Annotated in this window: 19 protein-coding genes; 8 read left to right on the forward strand and 11 right to left on the reverse strand. The window is 58.8% G+C overall.

The genetic code is table 11. From position 1 onward, the window contains the following. Nucleotides 1-158 precede the first annotated feature (158 nt). The gene (locus tag ACZZZ4_RS05715) at nt 159-1,139 is read right to left on the reverse strand and encodes a GlxA family transcriptional regulator (RefSeq protein ID WP_463547419.1); all 981 of its coding nucleotides are present in this window, start codon (nt 1,137-1,139) and stop codon (nt 159-161) included. 101 nt (nt 1,140-1,240) lie between these two features. Between ACZZZ4_RS05715 and ACZZZ4_RS05720 the strand changes: the two genes are divergently transcribed. The 7 genes from ACZZZ4_RS05720 to ACZZZ4_RS05750 all read left to right on the forward strand — a co-directional run bounded on the left by ACZZZ4_RS05720 (nt 1,241) and on the right by ACZZZ4_RS05750 (nt 6,488). Continuing rightward, a complete protein-coding gene (locus ACZZZ4_RS05720; protein WP_463547420.1) occupies nt 1,241-1,795 on the forward strand; it encodes a cysteine hydrolase family protein in 555 nt (184 codons plus the stop codon). A gap of 230 nt (nt 1,796-2,025) precedes the next feature. Then, complete coding sequence (locus ACZZZ4_RS05725) at nt 2,026-2,607, forward strand: YjfI family protein (RefSeq protein WP_225914461.1); 582 nt, start codon at nt 2,026-2,028, stop codon at nt 2,605-2,607. A 17-nt stretch (nt 2,608-2,624) separates the two neighbouring features. Next, nucleotides 2,625-3,323, forward strand: a complete 699-nt coding sequence (locus tag ACZZZ4_RS05730) for a PspA/IM30 family protein (protein WP_016772954.1) — start codon at nt 2,625-2,627, stop codon at nt 3,321-3,323. 198 nt (nt 3,324-3,521) lie between these two features. Beyond that, nucleotides 3,522-4,172 (forward strand): DUF2491 family protein, encoded by a 651-nt coding sequence (locus ACZZZ4_RS05735; RefSeq protein WP_463547421.1) that lies wholly within the window; start codon nt 3,522-3,524, stop codon nt 4,170-4,172. Between the two features lie 14 nt (nt 4,173-4,186). Next, entirely contained in the window at nt 4,187-4,612 is a 426-nt protein-coding gene (locus ACZZZ4_RS05740) for a DUF350 domain-containing protein (protein ID WP_129999706.1), read from the forward strand. An 18-nt stretch (nt 4,613-4,630) separates the two neighbouring features. Further along, nucleotides 4,631-5,329, forward strand: a complete 699-nt coding sequence (locus ACZZZ4_RS05745; protein WP_129999705.1) for a DUF1190 domain-containing protein — start codon at nt 4,631-4,633, stop codon at nt 5,327-5,329. Between the two features lies 1 nt (nt 5,330). Continuing rightward, on the forward strand, nt 5,331-6,488 hold the full coding sequence (locus ACZZZ4_RS05750; protein WP_463537072.1) for a glutathionylspermidine synthase family protein: 1,158 nt from the start codon (nt 5,331-5,333) through the stop codon (nt 6,486-6,488). Between the two features lie 193 nt (nt 6,489-6,681). On the opposite strand, the gene ACZZZ4_RS05755 is transcribed toward ACZZZ4_RS05750, so the two are convergent. After that, nucleotides 6,682-7,203 (reverse strand): single-stranded DNA-binding protein, encoded by a 522-nt coding sequence (locus tag ACZZZ4_RS05755; protein WP_042610650.1) that lies wholly within the window; start codon nt 7,201-7,203, stop codon nt 6,682-6,684. 9 nt (nt 7,204-7,212) lie between these two features. Further along, on the reverse strand, nt 7,213-8,610 hold the full coding sequence (locus ACZZZ4_RS05760; RefSeq protein WP_039761936.1) for an MFS transporter: 1,398 nt from the start codon (nt 8,608-8,610) through the stop codon (nt 7,213-7,215). A 191-nt stretch (nt 8,611-8,801) separates the two neighbouring features. Between ACZZZ4_RS05760 and uvrA the strand changes: the two genes are divergently transcribed. Next, the gene (uvrA, locus tag ACZZZ4_RS05765; protein WP_039761937.1) at nt 8,802-11,636 is read left to right on the forward strand and encodes an excinuclease ABC subunit UvrA; all 2,835 of its coding nucleotides are present in this window, start codon (nt 8,802-8,804) and stop codon (nt 11,634-11,636) included. Nucleotides 11,637-11,701: 65 nt separating this feature from the next. Here uvrA and bfr read toward each other — a convergent pair whose 3' ends face one another. The 8 genes from bfr to rpmJ all read right to left on the reverse strand — a co-directional run bounded on the left by bfr (nt 11,702) and on the right by rpmJ (nt 17,128). Further along, nucleotides 11,702-12,169: a bacterioferritin gene (bfr, locus tag ACZZZ4_RS05770; protein WP_122599871.1), complete on the reverse strand. Its 468-nt coding sequence runs from the start codon at nt 12,167-12,169 to the stop codon at nt 11,702-11,704. Between the two features lie 149 nt (nt 12,170-12,318). Continuing rightward, the gene (locus tag ACZZZ4_RS05775) at nt 12,319-13,773 is read right to left on the reverse strand and encodes a catalase (RefSeq protein ID WP_463547422.1); all 1,455 of its coding nucleotides are present in this window, start codon (nt 13,771-13,773) and stop codon (nt 12,319-12,321) included. 239 nt (nt 13,774-14,012) lie between these two features. Next, nucleotides 14,013-14,399, reverse strand: a complete 387-nt coding sequence (gene rplQ, locus ACZZZ4_RS05780) for a 50S ribosomal protein L17 (protein WP_003176402.1) — start codon at nt 14,397-14,399, stop codon at nt 14,013-14,015. Nucleotides 14,400-14,441: 42 nt separating this feature from the next. Next, entirely contained in the window at nt 14,442-15,443 is a 1,002-nt protein-coding gene (locus ACZZZ4_RS05785) for a DNA-directed RNA polymerase subunit alpha (RefSeq protein ID WP_016772946.1), read from the reverse strand. A 22-nt stretch (nt 15,444-15,465) separates the two neighbouring features. Beyond that, on the reverse strand, nt 15,466-16,086 hold the full coding sequence (gene rpsD, locus ACZZZ4_RS05790; protein ID WP_003176404.1) for a 30S ribosomal protein S4: 621 nt from the start codon (nt 16,084-16,086) through the stop codon (nt 15,466-15,468). A gap of 18 nt (nt 16,087-16,104) precedes the next feature. Next, nucleotides 16,105-16,494 (reverse strand): 30S ribosomal protein S11, encoded by a 390-nt coding sequence (rpsK, locus tag ACZZZ4_RS05795; protein WP_002555466.1) that lies wholly within the window; start codon nt 16,492-16,494, stop codon nt 16,105-16,107. Between the two features lie 30 nt (nt 16,495-16,524). Beyond that, nucleotides 16,525-16,881 (reverse strand): 30S ribosomal protein S13, encoded by a 357-nt coding sequence (gene rpsM / locus ACZZZ4_RS05800; RefSeq protein ID WP_003186020.1) that lies wholly within the window; start codon nt 16,879-16,881, stop codon nt 16,525-16,527. 130 nt (nt 16,882-17,011) lie between these two features. Beyond that, complete coding sequence (gene rpmJ, locus ACZZZ4_RS05805; protein ID WP_002555468.1) at nt 17,012-17,128, reverse strand: 50S ribosomal protein L36; 117 nt, start codon at nt 17,126-17,128, stop codon at nt 17,012-17,014. Nucleotides 17,129-17,132 lie beyond the last annotated feature (4 nt).

Consider the following 17,132-nt stretch of genomic DNA (forward strand, 5'->3'; position numbering starts at 1 on the left):
CGCGCAAAATTCCGGCAAATTGCACGATCTCTCATCCTTGCAGAGTTTATTGTGGGAGCGAGCTTGCTCGCGAATGCGGGGTGTCAATCGAAGCTGATACATCTGACACACCGAATTCGCGAGCAAGCTCGCTCCCACAGGAAGCTCATTGATTCAGCTTACCGCGTCAGACCAAACCGCCCCCGGTACTCACTCGGCCCCAGCCCGGTAATCTTCTTGAAAATCGCACGAAACGCACCCGGATCCTGATAGCCCACCGTCCAGGCGATGTGATCGATCGTGCCATTGGTGAATTCGAGCATTTCTCGCGCCTTGCCAACCCGCAGATGCTGGCAATACTCGGTCGGTTTCAAGCCTGTGGCGGCGCGGAATCGGCGCAGGAAAGTGCGTTCTTCAAGGCCCGCGCGCTCGGCCATCGCGTTCAGCGAAACATCCGTCGCCCCGGTGCTTTGCAGCCAGTGCTGGACCTTGAGAATCGCCGCGTCGCCATGGCTGAGGATGGGCGCGAAATTGCTCCCGCATTCACTGGCGCTGTCGCTGTGTTCCATCACCAGAAAACGCGCGGTCGCGGTGGCGATGCTCGGGCCGAGCAAGCGATCGACCAGGCGCAGTCCCAGTTCCGACCAGGCCATCAGCCCGGCCGTGGTGATCAGGTCGCCGTCGTCGACAATTGGCGTGTCGGCCTTCAGTTTGATCTTCGGGTAACGCTCGGCAAAAGCCTGTGCCGAGGTCCAGTGGGTGGTGGCGCTGCGACCGTCGAGCAAGCCGCTTTCAGCGAGCATCAACGAGCCTACGCAAACACCACCAAGGGTTGCGCCGCGGGCATGTTGATCGCGCAGCCATTGCGTCAGGCTCGGAGTCATCTGCGCCGCATCGAACCCGCCGAGGGACGGCGGAATCAGCACGGCGAGCAAAGCGTCTTCCGCACCGGGATGACTGTCGAAAACCCGCGTCGGCAGCTGCTCGCCCTCGACCTGCCAGTGACTGACTCGCAGCAACGGCAATTGCACTGCCTGATAGTCGGCGGCGATGCGGTTGGCCACGGCGAACAGATCAGTCAGACCGTGCACGGCCGCCAGTTGCGCGCCGGGGTAAATCAGCACGCCCAGTTCAGCAGTCGCGGCTTTTTGTGCAGCCATTGTCAGTTTTCCCCCGTCTATTGTCGGTGCGGCCAATCCCCGAATCCTCGGCCAGCGCCGATACTGAGGCCACAACCAATCACTGCCTCGAGGACAATCCCATGGCCAAGCAAGCGCTCATCGTAGTCGATATCCAGAACGACTACTTCCCCCAAGGCAAGTGGCCGCTGGTCGGTGCCGATGCCGCTGCCGACAACGCCGCTCAGCTGATCGCAGCCTTTCGCGAAGCGGGCGATCCGGTGGTGCACATTCGGCATGAATTCACCTCCGACGATGCGCCGTTTTTCACTCCCGGCTCCGAGGGCGCGAAACTGCATCCGAAAGTGCTCAACCGCGCCGACGAGCCGGTGGTGCTCAAGCACTTCGTCAACTCGTTCCGTGAGACCGAACTGAAAGCGGTGCTCGACGAACAAGCCATTACCGATCTGGTGGTGGCCGGCAGCATGAGCCATATGTGCATCGATGGCATCACCCGCGCGGCGGCGGACATGGGTTACGGCGTCACAGTGATTCACGATGCCTGCGCCAGCCGTGATCTGGAATTCAATGGCCTGACGGTGCCGGCCGCCCAGGTGCACGCAGCCTTCATGGCGGCGCTGGGTTTCGCCTATGCCAACGTGGTATCGACTGACCAGTTCCTGAGCAGCAACGCCTAGCAACAACTGCACAACTCACTGGCCCGCCACGTTGCGGGCCTTTTTGCGTCTGTCATGAAAATCTCACGCGTGAGTCATTGATGGCACTTTGCATTGGTTGTAGTGTGGCCCACGCGTGAGACGTTCATAACCGGAAAACAGCCATGACAAGCCGCACTCAGACGACTGCCGCAGCCAGCCCCAGGGGTGAGCGTGCCAAGACGTCGGCGAAAAAACCGTCGAGCTTCTACATGAAGCAGATGCGCGCAGGCCTGGCCGCCGCCGGTTATGTGAAACACGAAACTTGGGTGCTTCCGGAAAACCGAAGCTTGCTCAAGCAAATGGAGCAACAGCTACGCCAACCGATTCTGGCTGGCTCTTTCATGTCGGAGAAATACATGAGCGCAGGCAACAACTGGACCATCGACAGCCTCTTCAATGCCCTCAAGGCGCTGGACGAGGTGGCTTCCCAAGAGATTTCGCTGTCCCTGATCCAGAGCTCCGAGCCGAGCATCAAGCTGGAAATGAACGAATTCGGCGGCCTGCCGATTCACATCGCCCTGGCCGGCCAGCAGATCATCGTCGACACCGTGCTGGTGGACATCGATTCGATCAGCAACGTCCAGGCGTTCAACGATGCCGTGCTGCGCAGCCGCGAGATGTTCCCGCTGTCGTCGATCGGTATCGAGTCGATGCCGAACGGGCAGACCGTCTACAACATGTTCGGCGCCCTCAGCGCCGACTCGAGCCTGACCAATGTCGTCACCGAGGTGAAAACCCTGGTCGACAACGTGCAGCGCGCCAGCGAAGCCTTCGAACACTTCTTCAAGTAATCAACAGGGAATATCCAATGACTCAGTCCATCTGGAGCAAGTTGTTCACCGCACTGCGCGGCGGCGCCAATGAAGTCGGCGAAGCCATCGCCGACCAGCAGGCGCTGCGCATCCTCGATCAGGAAATCCGCGACGCCGACACCGCGCTGTCCAATGCCCGCCGCGAACTGGTGACGATCATGGCCAAGCACAAACTCGCCGCCGACCGCGTCAGCGAATACGACGCCAAGATCAAGGACCTCGAAGCCAAGGCTGTAGCCGCGTTGAATGCCGGCCGTGAAGACCTGGCGCTGGAAGTGGCCGAAGCGATTTCAACCCTGACCAACGACCTTGCTGCCGAGAAGAAACTGAGCGATGAATTCGGCGCCTACGCCGACAACATGCGCAAAGACATCAGCAAAGCCGAATCGCGGATCAAGAGCCTGCGCCAGCAAGTGGACATGGCCAAGGCCCGCGACAGCGTGCAGAAAGCCCAGGTCAGCGCCTCGATTGCCAGCGGCGGCGCCAACGGCAAACTGGAAACTGCGGTCGGCACCCTGAACCGCCTGCAAGCCAAGCAGCAGCAACGCGCTGCCGAACTGAACGCCGCAGATGAACTGGCCGACGCCTCTACCGGCAACGACCTGGAACGCAAACTGCGCGACGCCGGCATCACGCCGAACGAAGGCAGCGCCAACGCGATCCTTGAGCGGCTGAAGCAGAAGTCCGCGCAGTAATGACTGAACGGTAACTTGTGGGAGCGAGCCTGCTCGCGAAAGCGTCGTGACAGTCAAAATTGATGGTGACTGACACGGCCCATTCGCGAGCAGGCTCGCTCCCACACGGTTTGCGGCGTGTCGTTCACCGCTTCGCCCGTTACACTACCGCCACTTTTTCACCCCCGAACACCTCCACCCGCTTCAAGGAACGTACCCATGGGATGGTTTAAAGACTTGCTCGGCACCAGCAATTGGCAGACCGCTGCGCCAACGAGCACCGGCGCCAGCGGTCCACTGGGCATGGCACAAGGCAAAGGCGTGCGCTTCGACACGACCCTGGCATTGCTGCTGGAAGGCTCGACTTCGGTGCGGGTGCCATTCGATCAAGCGGTGTGGAGCGCCGGTTGGGTCGATCTCGGCCAGTCCAACAAACTGCACCGCTATTACATGAACGACGAGGATTTCTGGGTGCAGATCCACGTCACCGGCGACGATCAGGTCGAGTCGGTCACCCTGTTCAATTACCTCAGCTACGTGACGGTCAACAGTGATGCGGAACTGCAGCGTCTGGCCGGGCCGAACAGTCTGATCGGTCTGCCGACCTACACCCACGACGGTGTTGAATACACCCGTGAATGGGGCACCGAACTGCAGCAGACCGAACTGGTGCCGATGACCGAACACGTAGTCAACCCGGACGAGTCCTACACCATCAAGCACCACTCCATGCTGTATGCCCGCGACACCGGCCTGACCGATCGCCGCGAACTGCTGCTGTTCTCCGTCGAACAGGATGAAGAAGGCACCGTCAGCCTGAGCACCTCGCTGGGCATCTCGCTGTACACGACTGATTTGAGCGCCATCTAAAAAGGAAGTTTTTCATGCTGGAAGTCTTGGCCGTTTCCCTGAACAAAACCGCGCTGGTCGGTTTTGTCGTCTACCTGATCGGCGCCGTGTTGCTGTTCATGCTGTTTCAATTCGTCTACACGCGCATTACCGCGCACAAGGAATTCGAACTGATCCGTGCCGGCAACACTGCCGCCGCCATTGCCCTGTCCGGGGCGATCATCGGTTTCGCCATTCCGGCGAGCAACGTGATCGCCTACTCGGTCAACCTGCTCGATTTCGTGCTGTGGGCTGTCATCGCTGCCGTTGTGCAGTTGCTGGCATTCGTCGCTACCGGGCTGGTGCTCAAGGGCACGTCCCAGCGCATCGCCAACGGCGAAGTCGCCGCCGGCATTTATGTCGCCGCCGTGGCGATCAGCGTCGGTATGCTCAATGCCGCGTGCATGACCCCGTCCCACTGACCGGCAGGAAGCCTCTCGATGAAACGCAGCAAATACGTGCAGTTGTCCCTCGCCGCGTCGGTGGCGATGGCGATCTCCGGTGAAGCAGCAGCGCTGGATCAGCCGCGCAATTTCCAGAGCGTTGAACAATGTGTCGACGCCGAAGTGGCCGCCGATCTCTGCTCCAGCGCCTACGTCGCCGCTCTGAACGAACATCGGCGCATCGCCCCGGCCTACACCGACAAGGCCAAGTGCGACGCAGACTTTGCCGCTGGCTGGTGTCAGAAAAATTCCGATGGTCGTTTCGTGCCGAAACTCGGCGGTTTCAAAGTGCCGCAGAAGGGTGATGAGCCGCAAAATCTGGATGCCATTGCCAATGCGCAGATGCCGGCGGGCGACACCACCAGCAGCAGTGCAAGCCACGGCGGCTCGCACTATTCCGGTGGCTCAGGTGGTGGCGGCAATGGCTGGCTGACCGGTTGGCTGATCGGCAACGCCATGAGCAACAACGCCGAACGCAGCGTTTACCGTGATCGCGAAACGCGCCAGCCGTACAACACCTCAACGCAGTACCGCCGAGCTGACACAACCTCGCGCAGCCAGGCGGATTACGAAAGCAGCAAGAGCAAACCGGTGAACGTTGCGTCGTCGACTTCGCGCGGCGGTTTCGGCAGCCAGTCCAGCGCCCGCAGCGGTTGGGGTGGCTGGGGCAGCAGTTCCGGACGCTCGAGCAGCTGACATGAAAAAGATCCACTGCGCCGAGCGCCCCGACTGGAAACACACCGCCGAAAGCCTCGGTTTCCTGTTCCACACCATCGACGACGAACCGTACTGGGACGAAAGCGCCTACTACCAGTTCAGCCTCGCGCAGATCGAAAACGATCTGGAAGACCCGACCACCGAACTGCACGAGATGTGCATGGACCTGGTTGATCGCGTGGTCAACAGCGAGGAGTTGCTTGATCGCCTGAGTATCCCGGCGGCGTACTACGACATGATCCGCACCTCTTGGCGTGAAGGTCATCCGCATCTGTACGGTCGTATGGACTTTTCCTACAGCGGGAGCGGGCCGGCGAAACTGTTGGAGCTCAACTACGACACACCGACCAGCCTCTATGAAGCGGCGGCGTTTCAGTGGGGCTGGCTGGAGCAATGCATCGAACGCGGCACCTTGCCCCGGCATGCCGACCAGTTCAACAGCATCGACACCAAGCTGCATCGGGCCTTCGCCGAATTGCAGTTGAAGCGGCCGTTCTACTTTGCCTCGATGAAGGACTCGGTCGAGGACAAAGGCACCACCGACTACCTGCGGCTGATCGCGGAAAAGGTCGGCATCGAATCACGCCACATCGACATCGAAGACATCGGCCTGACGGCTGAGGGCCGTTTCGTCGATCTGCAAGATCGCTGGATCCCGCATCTGTTCAAGCTGCACGCCTGGGAATTCATCTTCCATGAACCGTTCGGCGCGGCGATCGCCGAGTGTGACACGCAGTTTTTCGAACCGGCGTGGAAGGCGATTCTGTCGAACAAAGGTGCGCTGCCGCTGCTGTGGGAATTGCACAAGGGACATCCGAATCTGCTCGCCGCGCACCTTGATCCGAATCCGCAGAGTGCGGTGCCGAAGGGCTGGGTGCGCAAGCCGTACTTTTCCCGCGAGGGCGCCAATATCGAACTGCAAACAGCGGAGGGGCTGATCGTCAAAGAGGACGGGCCCTACACCGATGCGCCATTCATCCTGCAGGAGTTCGCACCGCTGCCGAAGTTTGGCGACAGCTACACGCTGATTGGCTCGTGGGTGATTGGAGATGAGGCGGCAGGGATTGGTGTGCGTGAGGACAATAGCCTGATAACCAAGGACTCCAGCCGCTTCCTGCCGCATCTGATTCTGGATTAAGACGAAGTTACCTTGTGGGAGCGAGCCTGCTCGCGAAAGCGTCCTGTCAGTTACAGGTGCATCGACTGATCTGACGCATTCGCGAGCAGGCTCGCTCCCACAGGAGATTGTGAATAGCCAGGAATTTCCTGAACAAAAAAGGCCCGTCGCTCAAGCGACGGGCCTTTTCATTTAAAGCGGTTACAGCGGCGAATCAGAACGGAATATCGTCATCGAAGCTGTCGAAATCCGGAGCCGGTTGCGGTGCGGCCTGCTGTGGCGCTGGCGGAGCCGAACGCTGCTGCGGAGCCGACTGCTGCGGGCGTGGAGCCTGCTGACGTGGCGCCTGCTGCTGGTAGTTGTTGCCGCCACCTTGTTGGTCGCCCTGTTGTGGACGGCCGCCGAGCAATTGCATGGTGCCTTGCATGTCGACCACGATTTCAGTGGTGTAACGCTTGATGCCGTCCTTTTCCCACTCGCGGGTCTGCAGCTTGCCTTCGATGTACACCTGCGAACCCTTGCGCAGGTATTCACCGGCGATCTCGGCAACCTTGCCGAACATCGACACACGGTGCCATTCGGTCTTCTCGACCTTCTGACCGGTCTGCTTGTCGGTCCATTGTTCGCTGGTGGCCAGACTCAGGTTGGTCACGGCGTTACCGTTAGGCAGGTAGCGAACTTCGGGATCCTGGCCGCAAGTGCCGACCAATATGACTTTGTTAACCCCACGGGCCATAACGTTCTCCTAAGCGTCGCACGCAGCCCCGGCCGGGTTGTTGACCAGGCGTTCGAGGGTGGTGCGATCCACTAATTCTTTGTCCAGTTTGATGTAAACAGCCGCCTCTTCCGCGACTATCACTGCATCTGTTACCCCTACCAGGGCCTTGAGGCGCTCGACCAGACCCGCTTCGCGGATCGCTTCGGGCGACAACGGCAAGCGCAGGCTCGTCACGTAGGGAGGTTCGCGCATGGTAACAGCAAAGGCCAGCCAAAGTGCAGCCAGCGCGGCGCATCCAAGGAACACAACCGACAGACCGCCATGCTGGAACAACCAGCCGCCGAGTATCCCGCCGAGTGCCGAACCGAGGAACTGGCTGGTGGAGTACACGCCCATGGCCGTGCCCTTGCCGCCTGCCGGTGAAACCTTGCTGATCAGCGACGGCAACGAGGCCTCGAGCAGATTGAACGCGGTAAAAAACACCACCGTGCCGATCACCAGAGTGCGCAGGCTGTCGCCGAACTGCCAGAAGAATAGTTCAGTCAGCATTAGTGTCATGACGGCACCGAGCAAAACTCGTTTCATTTTGCGTCGCTTCTCGCCATAGATGATGAAAGGGATCATGGCGAAGAACGAAATCAGCAGCGCGGTCAGGTAAACCCACCAGTGCTGCTCCTTGGGCAAGCCGGCTTTTTCCACCAGTGCCAGGGGCAAGGCGACGAAGCTCGACATCAACATGGCATGCAAGACGAAGATGCCCAGATCGAGGCGCAGCAGATCCGGGTGCTTGAGCGTCGGCATCAGTGCCTGCCGGGCGACGCCGGACTCACGGTGCTGCAACGGCCCGGTGGACTGCGGCACCATGAACATGATGATCAGGATACCGACCAGCGCCATGGCGCCGGTGGCGAGGAACAGCCCCGACAGCCCGAACGCGCTGGTCAGTAACGGCCCGACCACCATGGCCACGGCGAACGACAGGCCGATGGTCATGCCGATCATCGCCATGGCTTTGGTGCGATGCTGTTCGCGGGTCAGATCGGACAGCAGCGCCATCACCGCTGCAGAAATCGCCCCGGCGCCCTGCAGGATCCGCCCGGCGATCACGCCCCAGATCGAATCGGCCTGGGAAGCCAGAACACTGCCGAGAGCGAAGACGATCAGGCCGAGGTAAATCACTGGCCGGCGGCCGATGCGGTCAGAAATGATGCCGAACGGAATCTGGAAAATTGCCTGGGTCAGGCCGTAAGCGCCAATCGCCAGCCCGATCAGGGCCGGGGTCGCTCCCGCCAGATCCATGCCATAGGTCGCCAGCACCGGCAACACCATGAACATGCCAAGCATACGGAAGGCGAACACCAGGGCCAGACCGCTCGCCGCGCGGGTCTCGCTGCCACTCATGCGTTCGCTGTGGGGATCGTGCATGGAAAAACCTCGTGTGAACCGGCGGCGATTCTACCAGTCCCATCGGAAGACGGGGTATATCGCGACGCTATGACGCGTATAGATGAAACTCTCTTCATGAACGGCAAAACGCCCTTCGTTTGATAGTGTGCATCCATCCAGTATTTGCCCGTATACTCCTACGTTTTCGACGCCCGCCGAGCGAGGCCACTTTGGACAAGATCCTGATACGTGGGGCCCGTACCCACAACCTGAAGAACATCGACCTGACCCTGCCACGGGACAAACTGATCGTCATCACCGGCCTGTCCGGATCCGGCAAGTCGTCCCTGGCGTTCGACACGCTGTATGCCGAAGGTCAGCGCCGCTATGTCGAATCGCTGTCGGCCTATGCCCGGCAGTTCCTGTCGATGATGGAAAAACCCGACGTCGACACCATCGAAGGCCTGTCGCCGGCGATCTCCATCGAACAGAAGTCGACCTCGCACAACCCGCGTTCCACGGTCGGCACCATCACCGAAATCTACGACTACCTGCGCTTGCTCTATGCCCGCGTCGGTACACCGCGTTGCCCGGATCACGACATTCCACTGGAGGCGCAGACCGTCAGCCAAATGGTCGATCTGGTGCTGGCGCAGCCAGAAGGCAGCAAACTCATGCTGCTGGCGCCGGTGATCCGCGAACGCAAAGGCGAACACCTGTCGGTTTTCGAAGAATTGCGTGCGCAAGGTTTCGTCCGCGCCCGGGTCAACGGACGCATTTGCGAGCTCGACGAGCTGCCGAAGCTGGATAAACAGAAGAAGCATTCGATCGATGTGATCGTTGACCGCTTCAAGGTTCGCGCTGATCTGCAGCAACGTCTGGCCGAGTCTTTCGAGACCGCGCTGAAACTCGCCGACGGCATTGCCCTGGTCGCACCGATGGACGACGAGCCGGGTGAAGAAATGATCTTCTCCGCACGCTTCGCCTGCCCGATCTGCGGCCACGCGATCAGCGAGCTGGAACCCAAGCTGTTTTCCTTCAACAACCCGGCCGGCGCCTGCCCGACCTGCGACGGTCTGGGCGTGAAGCAGTTCTTTGATATCAAACGTCTGGTCAATGGCGAGCTAACACTGGCCGAGGGCGCGATACGCGGCTGGGACCGGCGCAACGTTTATTACTTCCAGATGCTCGGCTCACTTGCCTCGCACTACAAGTTCAGTCTGGACAAGCCATTCAACGACCTTAGCGCCGAGCAGCAGAAGTTCATCCTGCACGGCAGCGGCTCGCAGAACGTCGACTTCAAATACCTGAACGACCGTGGCGACATCGTCAAACGCTCGCACCCTTTCGAGGGCATCGTGCCGAACCTGGAGCGCCGTTACCGCGAAACCGAATCGGCGAGCGTGCGCGAAGAGCTGGCCAAGTTCCTCAGCCATCAGGCCTGCCCGGATTGCCGTGGCACGCGTCTGCGCCGCGAAGCACGGCACGTCTGGGTTGGCGAGAAAACCTTGCCAGCAGTGACCAACCTGCCGATTGGCGATGCCTGCGAATATTTCGGCGCGCTGAAGATGACCGGGCGCCGCGGCGAGATCGCCGACAAGATCCTCAAGGAAATCCGCGAGCGTCTGCAGTTCCTGGTCAACGTCGGCCTCGACTATTTGTCGCTGGATCGCAGCGCCGACACCTTGTCCGGTGGCGAGGCGCAACGGATTCGTCTCGCGAGCCAGATTGGCGCGGGCCTGGTCGGCGTTCTGTATATCCTCGACGAACCGTCCATTGGCCTGCATCAGCGCGACAATGACCGCCTGCTCGGCACGCTCAAGCATTTGCGCGATATCGGCAACACGGTGATCGTGGTCGAGCACGACGAAGACGCGATTCGTCTGGCTGACTATGTCGTCGATATCGGCCCGGGCGCCGGTGTGCACGGCGGGCAGATCGTTGCCGAGGGCACGCCGGACGAAGTCATGGCGCACCCGGACTCGCTGACCGGCAAATACCTGTCCGGGCGGGTGAAGATCGAAGTGCCGGCCAAACGCACGCCGCGCAACAAGAAGCTCAACCTCTCGCTTAAAGGTGCGCGTGGCAACAACTTGCGCAATGTCGATCTGGACATCCCGATCGGCCTGCTGACCTGCGTGACTGGCGTCTCCGGTTCTGGCAAATCGACACTGATCAACAACACGCTGTTCCCGCTGAGCGCAACGGCACTCAACGGTGCGACCACGCTGGAAGCCGCCGCGCATGACAGCATCAAAGGTCTGGAACATCTCGACAAAGTCGTCGACATCGACCAGAGCCCGATCGGCCGTACGCCGCGTTCCAACCCGGCGACCTACACCGGGCTGTTCACACCGATCCGCGAACTGTTTGCCGGCGTGCCCGAGTCGCGCTCCCGTGGTTACGGCCCGGGGCGTTTCTCGTTCAACGTCAAGGGCGGTCGCTGCGAAGCGTGCCAGGGCGATGGCCTTATCAAGGTGGAAATGCACTTCCTGCCGGACATCTATGTGCCCTGTGATGTGTGCAAGAGCAAGCGCTACAACCGCGAAACCCTTGAGATCAAATACAAGGGCAAGAGCATCCACGAAACCCTCGAAATGACCATCGAGGAAGCGCGGGAGTTCTTCGACGCGGTGCCGGCACTGGCGCGCAAGCTGCAGACGTTGATGGATGTTGGCCTGTCGTACATCAAGCTGGGGCAGTCGGCGACGACCTTGTCCGGTGGTGAAGCACAGCGAGTCAAGTTGTCGCGAGAACTGTCCAAACGCGATACCGGCAAGACTCTGTACATCCTCGACGAACCGACCACCGGCCTGCACTTCGCCGATATCCAGCAATTGCTCGACGTTCTGCATCGCCTGCGCGACCACGGCAATACCGTGGTGGTGATCGAGCACAACCTTGATGTGATCAAGACCGCTGACTGGCTGGTGGACCTCGGTCCTGAAGGCGGTTCCAAGGGCGGGCAGATCATCGCCACCGGTACGCCGGAAGAAGTGGCCGAGATGAAGCAATCTCACACCGGCCATTATCTCAAGCCGCTGCTGATCCGCGATCGGGCCTGACCGCCAGGCATGAAAAAGCCCCTGTCACCGTTGAAGTGACAGGGGCTTTTTTATAGCCGTTGCAATCAGGACGCGTGGGATTGCAGGTAGTTCTCGAGACCGATCAGTTTGATCAGGCCCAGCTGCTTTTCCAGCCAGTAGGTGTGATCTTCTTCGGTGTCATTGAGTTGAACCCGCAGAATCTCACGGCTGACGTAGTCCTTGTGTTGCTCGCAAAGCTCGATGCCTTTGCACAGCGCAGCGCGGACTTTGTATTCGAGGCGCAGATCAGCTTCGAGCATCGAAGGCACCGTGGTGCCGACATCCAGATCATCCGGACGCATGCGCGGCGTACCTTCGAGCATCAGAATCCGCCGCATCAATGCATCGGCGTGGCCGGCTTCTTCTTCCATCTCGTGGTTGATGCGCTCGTAGAGCTTGGTGAACCCCCAGTCCTCATACATCCGCGAATGAACGAAATATTGATCACGCGCGGCCAGTTCGCCGGTCAGCAACGTATTGAGGTAATCGATTACATCTGGGTGGCCTTGCATCGCCCTACATCTCCCTTCCTGAAAGTCTGTAGTTTGAACCAACATGACCGGAAGGTCACTCACGAAGCGCAATAAAAGCGAAGATATTCTGAGAAAAGCAGGCCAAATAACGCAAAAACCGCCCAAATGAGGGCGGTTCTGCTTCTCGTTTAGACTTCGTTAAGCTGTACGTTAAGCAGCTTTGCGATTGCTTCTCCATACGCCGGATCGGCTTTGTAGAAATGTTGCAGCTGGCGATCGACGACATCGCTGGAAACACCTGCCATGGCACCAGCGATGTTGCTGACCAGCAACGCCCTCTGCTCATCGCTCATCAAGCGGAACAAGGCACCGGCATGGCTGTAGTAGTCGGTGTCTTCCCGGTGATCATAACGATCAGCGGCACCGCACAAGGCCAGCGCTGGCTCAGCGTAATGTGGCGCTTGTTTCGGCGACTCAACGTAGCTGTTCGGTTCATAGTTCGGCGCCGCGCCGCCGTTGCTGCCGAAAGCCATGGAGCCGTCACGCTGATAAGTATTCACCGGGCTGCGCGGAGCGTTTACCGGCAATTGCTGGTGATTGGTGCCCACACGGTAGCGGTGCGCGTCAGCGTAGGCGAATACACGGCCTTGCAGCATGCGGTCTGGCGACAGACCGACACCTGGCACCATGTTGCTCGGGCCAAATGCAGCCTGTTCAACTTCAGCGAAGTAGTTCAACGGGTTGCGATTCAACTCCAGCTCACCAACTTCGATCAACGGAAACTCCTTCTGCGACCAAGTCTTGGTCACGTCGAATGGGTTCTCGTAATGAGCCGCCGCCTGGGCTTCGGTCATGATCTGAATGCACACGCGCCATTTCGGGAATTCACCGCGCTCGATGGCCTCGAACAGGTCACGCTGCGCATAGTCCGGGTCGGTACCGGCCAAACGAGCGGCCTCGGCCGGCGCCAGGTTCTTGATGCCTTGCTGAGTCTTGTAGTGCCACTTTACCCAGTGACGCTCGCCTTTGGCGTTGATCAGGCTGTAAGTGTGACTGCCGAAGCCATGCATATGGCGATAGCCGTCAGGAATACCGCGATCAGAGAACAGAATGGTGACCTGGTGCAGCGCTTCAGCCGAATGCGACCAGAAATCCCACATCATCTGCGCGCTTTTCAGGTTGCTTTGCGGCAGACGCTTTTGCGTGTGGATAAAGTCAGGAAATTTCAGCGGATCGCGGATGAAGAACACTGGCGTGTTGTTGCCGACGATGTCCCAATTGCCTTCCTCGGTGTAGAACTTCAAGGCGAAGCCGCGCGGATCGCGCTCGGTGTCGGCCGAACCACGCTCGCCACCTACGGTGGAAAAGCGCAGAAAGGTTGGCGTTTGTTTGCCTACCGACTCGAACAACTTCGCACTGGTGTATTCAGTCATGTCACGGGTAACGGTGAACGTGCCGTAGGCGCCCGAGCCTTTAGCGTGGACACGGCGCTCAGGAATGTTTTCACGGTTGAAGTGCGCGAGTTTTTCGATCAGATGGAAATCGTCGAGAAGCAGCGGACCGCGTGGGCCGGCGGAACGGGAATTCTGGTTGTCAGCGACTGGCGCGCCACTGGCGGTTGTAAGCGTCTTGGTCTGGCTCATGCGGTCTTCTTCCTCTGTCAGTCTTGAACTGCCGGCTAATGGGCTTGGCGGGAAGTATTGATCATCGACGTTACAGCTACAAATTCATTAACTTGCAGGCATCGATAGATAATTACTAATTATGTTTTCCCGGCACATAGTGGCAGTTCAACCATGTCAGAAACTTGTACGGACGGCGCATTTCTTCCAGGCACAAAAAACCGGGCACTAGGCCCGGTTCTTTGTTTCAGACTGACGTCTTACTCGGCGGATACAGCTTCGCCAGCAGTAGCACGATCAACCAACTCAACGTACGCCATAGGCGCGTTGTCGCCAGCGCGGAAACCGCACTTGAGGATGCGCAGGTAGCCACCCTCACGGGTAGCGTAACGCTTGCCCAGGTCGTTGAAGAGCTTACCAACGATAGCTTTCGAACGAGTACGGTCGAAAGCCAGACGGCGGTTAGCCAGGCTGTCTGTCTTGGCCAGAGTGATCAGCGGCTCGGCAACGCGGCGCAGTTCTTTGGCTTTTGGCAGAGTAGTTTTGATCAGCTCGTGCTCGAACAGCGACACCGCCATGTTTTGGAACATGGCCTTGCGGTGCGAGCTGGTGCGGCTCAGGTGACGACCACTTTTACGATGACGCATGGTTCATTCCTTACCAAACACTACGTTCGGTGATTACGACGATCAGGCAGTCGCCTTGTCGTCCTTCTTAAGACTTGCAGGCGGCCAGTTGTCGAGGCGCATGCCGAGGGACAGACCGCGGGAGGCCAGAACGTCCTTGATTTCAGTCAAGGATTTCTTGCCCAGGTTCGGAGTCTTCAACAGCTCTACTTCGGTACGCTGAATCAGGTCGCCGATGTAGTAGATGTTTTCCGCCTTAAGGCAGTTAGCCGAACGTACAGTCAGTTCCAGATCGTCAACCGGGCGAAGCAGGATCGGATCGATCTCGTCTTCCTGCTCGACAACCAGCGGCTCACTTTCACCTTTGAGGTCGACGAACGCAGCCAGCTGCTGTTGCAGGATGGTTGCAGCGCGACGGATAGCCTCTTCAGGATCCAGGGTACCGTTGGTTTCCAGATCAATAACCAGCTTGTCCAGGTTGGTACGCTGTTCGACACGGGCGTTTTCCACCACGTAAGCGATACGGCGAACCGGGCTGAACGAAGAGTCAAGCTGCAAGCGACCGATGCTGCGGCTTTCGTCTTCATCGCTCTGACGCGAGTCGGCTGGTTCATAACCACGACCACGAGCTACGGTGAGCTTCATGTTCAGGGCGCCGTTAGACGCCAGGTTAGCGATTACGTGATCGGGATTAACGATCTCGACATCATGATCCAGCTGAATATCGGCAGCGGTAACCACCCCCGAACCCTTCTTCGACAAGGTCAGCGTAACTTCGTCACGACCGTGCAGCTTGATGGCCAGACCTTTAAGGTTCAACAGGATTTCAATTACGTCTTCCTGTACACCTTCGATGGCGCTGTACTCGTGGAGCACACCGTCAATCTCGGCCTCGACTACTGCGCAGCCGGGCATTGAGGACAACAGGATGCGGCGCAGCGCGTTGCCCAGGGTGTGGCCAAAACCACGCTCGAGAGGCTCGAGAGTGATCTTGGCGCGGGTTGGACTGACAACCTGCACATCAATGTGGCGGGGTGTCAGGAACTCATTTACCGAAATCTGCATGGATGCACCTATTTTCTAGCCCTTACTTGGAGTAGAGCTCGACAATCAGGCTTTCGTTGATGTCGGCGGACAGATCACTGCGAGCAGGAACGTTCTTGAAAACGCCCGACTTCTTCTCAGTGTCTACTTCTACCCATTCTACGCGGCCACGTTGGGCACACAGATCGAGAGCTTGGACAATGCGAAGTTGGTTTTTTGCTTTCTCGCGAACTGCAACCACGTCACCAGCACGAACCTGATACGACGGAACGTTTACGGTCTGACCGTTAACGCTGATCGACTTGTGCGATACCAGTTGACGGGATTCGGCACGAGTCGAACCAAAGCCCATACGGTATACAACGTTGTCCAGACGGCATTCGAGCAGTTGCAGCAGGTTTTCACCGGTTGCACCTTTCTTGCCAGCAGCTTCTTTGTAGTAGCCGCTGAACTGGCGCTCGAGAACGCCGTAGATACGACGGACCTTCTGCTTTTCACGCAGTTGGGTGCCGTAGTCGGACTGGCGACCGCGGCGTTGGCCGTGGATACCAGGTGCTGCTTCAATGTTGCACTTCGATTCGATCGCGCGCACGCCGCTCTTCAGGAAGAGATCGGTGCCTTCGCGACGAGCGAGTTTGCATTTTGGACCAATGTAACGAGCCATTCTTTACAATCTCCTGGATTACACGCGGCGCTTCTTCGGCGGACGGCACCCGTTGTGCGGGATTGGCGTCACGTCGGTGATGCTGGCGATCTTGTAGCCACAGCCGTTCAAAGCGCGGACTGCGGATTCACGACCTGGACCTGGACCCTTGACGTTGACGTCGAGGTTTTTCAGGCCGTATTCCAGCGCAGCTTGACCAGCACGCTCAGCAGCTACTTGAGCAGCGAACGGGGTGGACTTGCGGGAACCGCGGAAACCCGAACCACCGGAGGTAGCCCAGGAAAGAGCGTTACCTTGACGGTCGGTAATGGTCACGATGGTGTTGTTAAAAGATGCATGGATGTGGGCGATGCCATCAACCACTGTCTTTTTAACTTTTTTACGAGGACGAGCAGCAGGTTTTGCCATGATTAAATTCCTGTCGATTCGCTGGGGCGATTACTTGCGGATCGGCTTACGCGGACCTTTACGGGTACGCGCGTTGGTCTTGGTACGCTGACCGCGTACTGGCAGACCACGACGATGACGCAGACCGCGATAGCAACCGAGGTCCATCAAGCGCTTGATTTTCATGTTGATTTCGCGACGCAGGTCACCTTCAGTGGTGAACTTCGCCACTTCGCCACGCAGCTGTTCAATTTGCTCGTCGCTCAGATCTTTGATCTTTGCTGCTGGGTTTACCCCAGTCACTGCACAGATCTTCTGCGCAGTAGTGCGACCAACACCATAGATGTAGGTCAGCGAGATAACAGTATGCTTGTTATCTGGAATGTTAACGCCTGCAATACGGGCCATTCAGTGGGACTCCAATTGACAGCTACCTACGCCCCGGAAGCCAAGAAATAGGGCGCGAGATAATATCGCTGTAATAACAAATAATCAACCCGGTAGCGCACTAGCTACCGGGCTTGAAGCACAATCACACTCAGCCTTGGCGCTGTTTGTGACGCGGTTCCGCGCTGCAAATTACTCGAACAACACCTTCGCGGCGAATAATCTTGCAGTTACGGCACAGCTTTTTCACCGATGCACGAACTTTCATCACC

Source organism: Pseudomonas sp. AC252 (assembly GCF_979258105.1).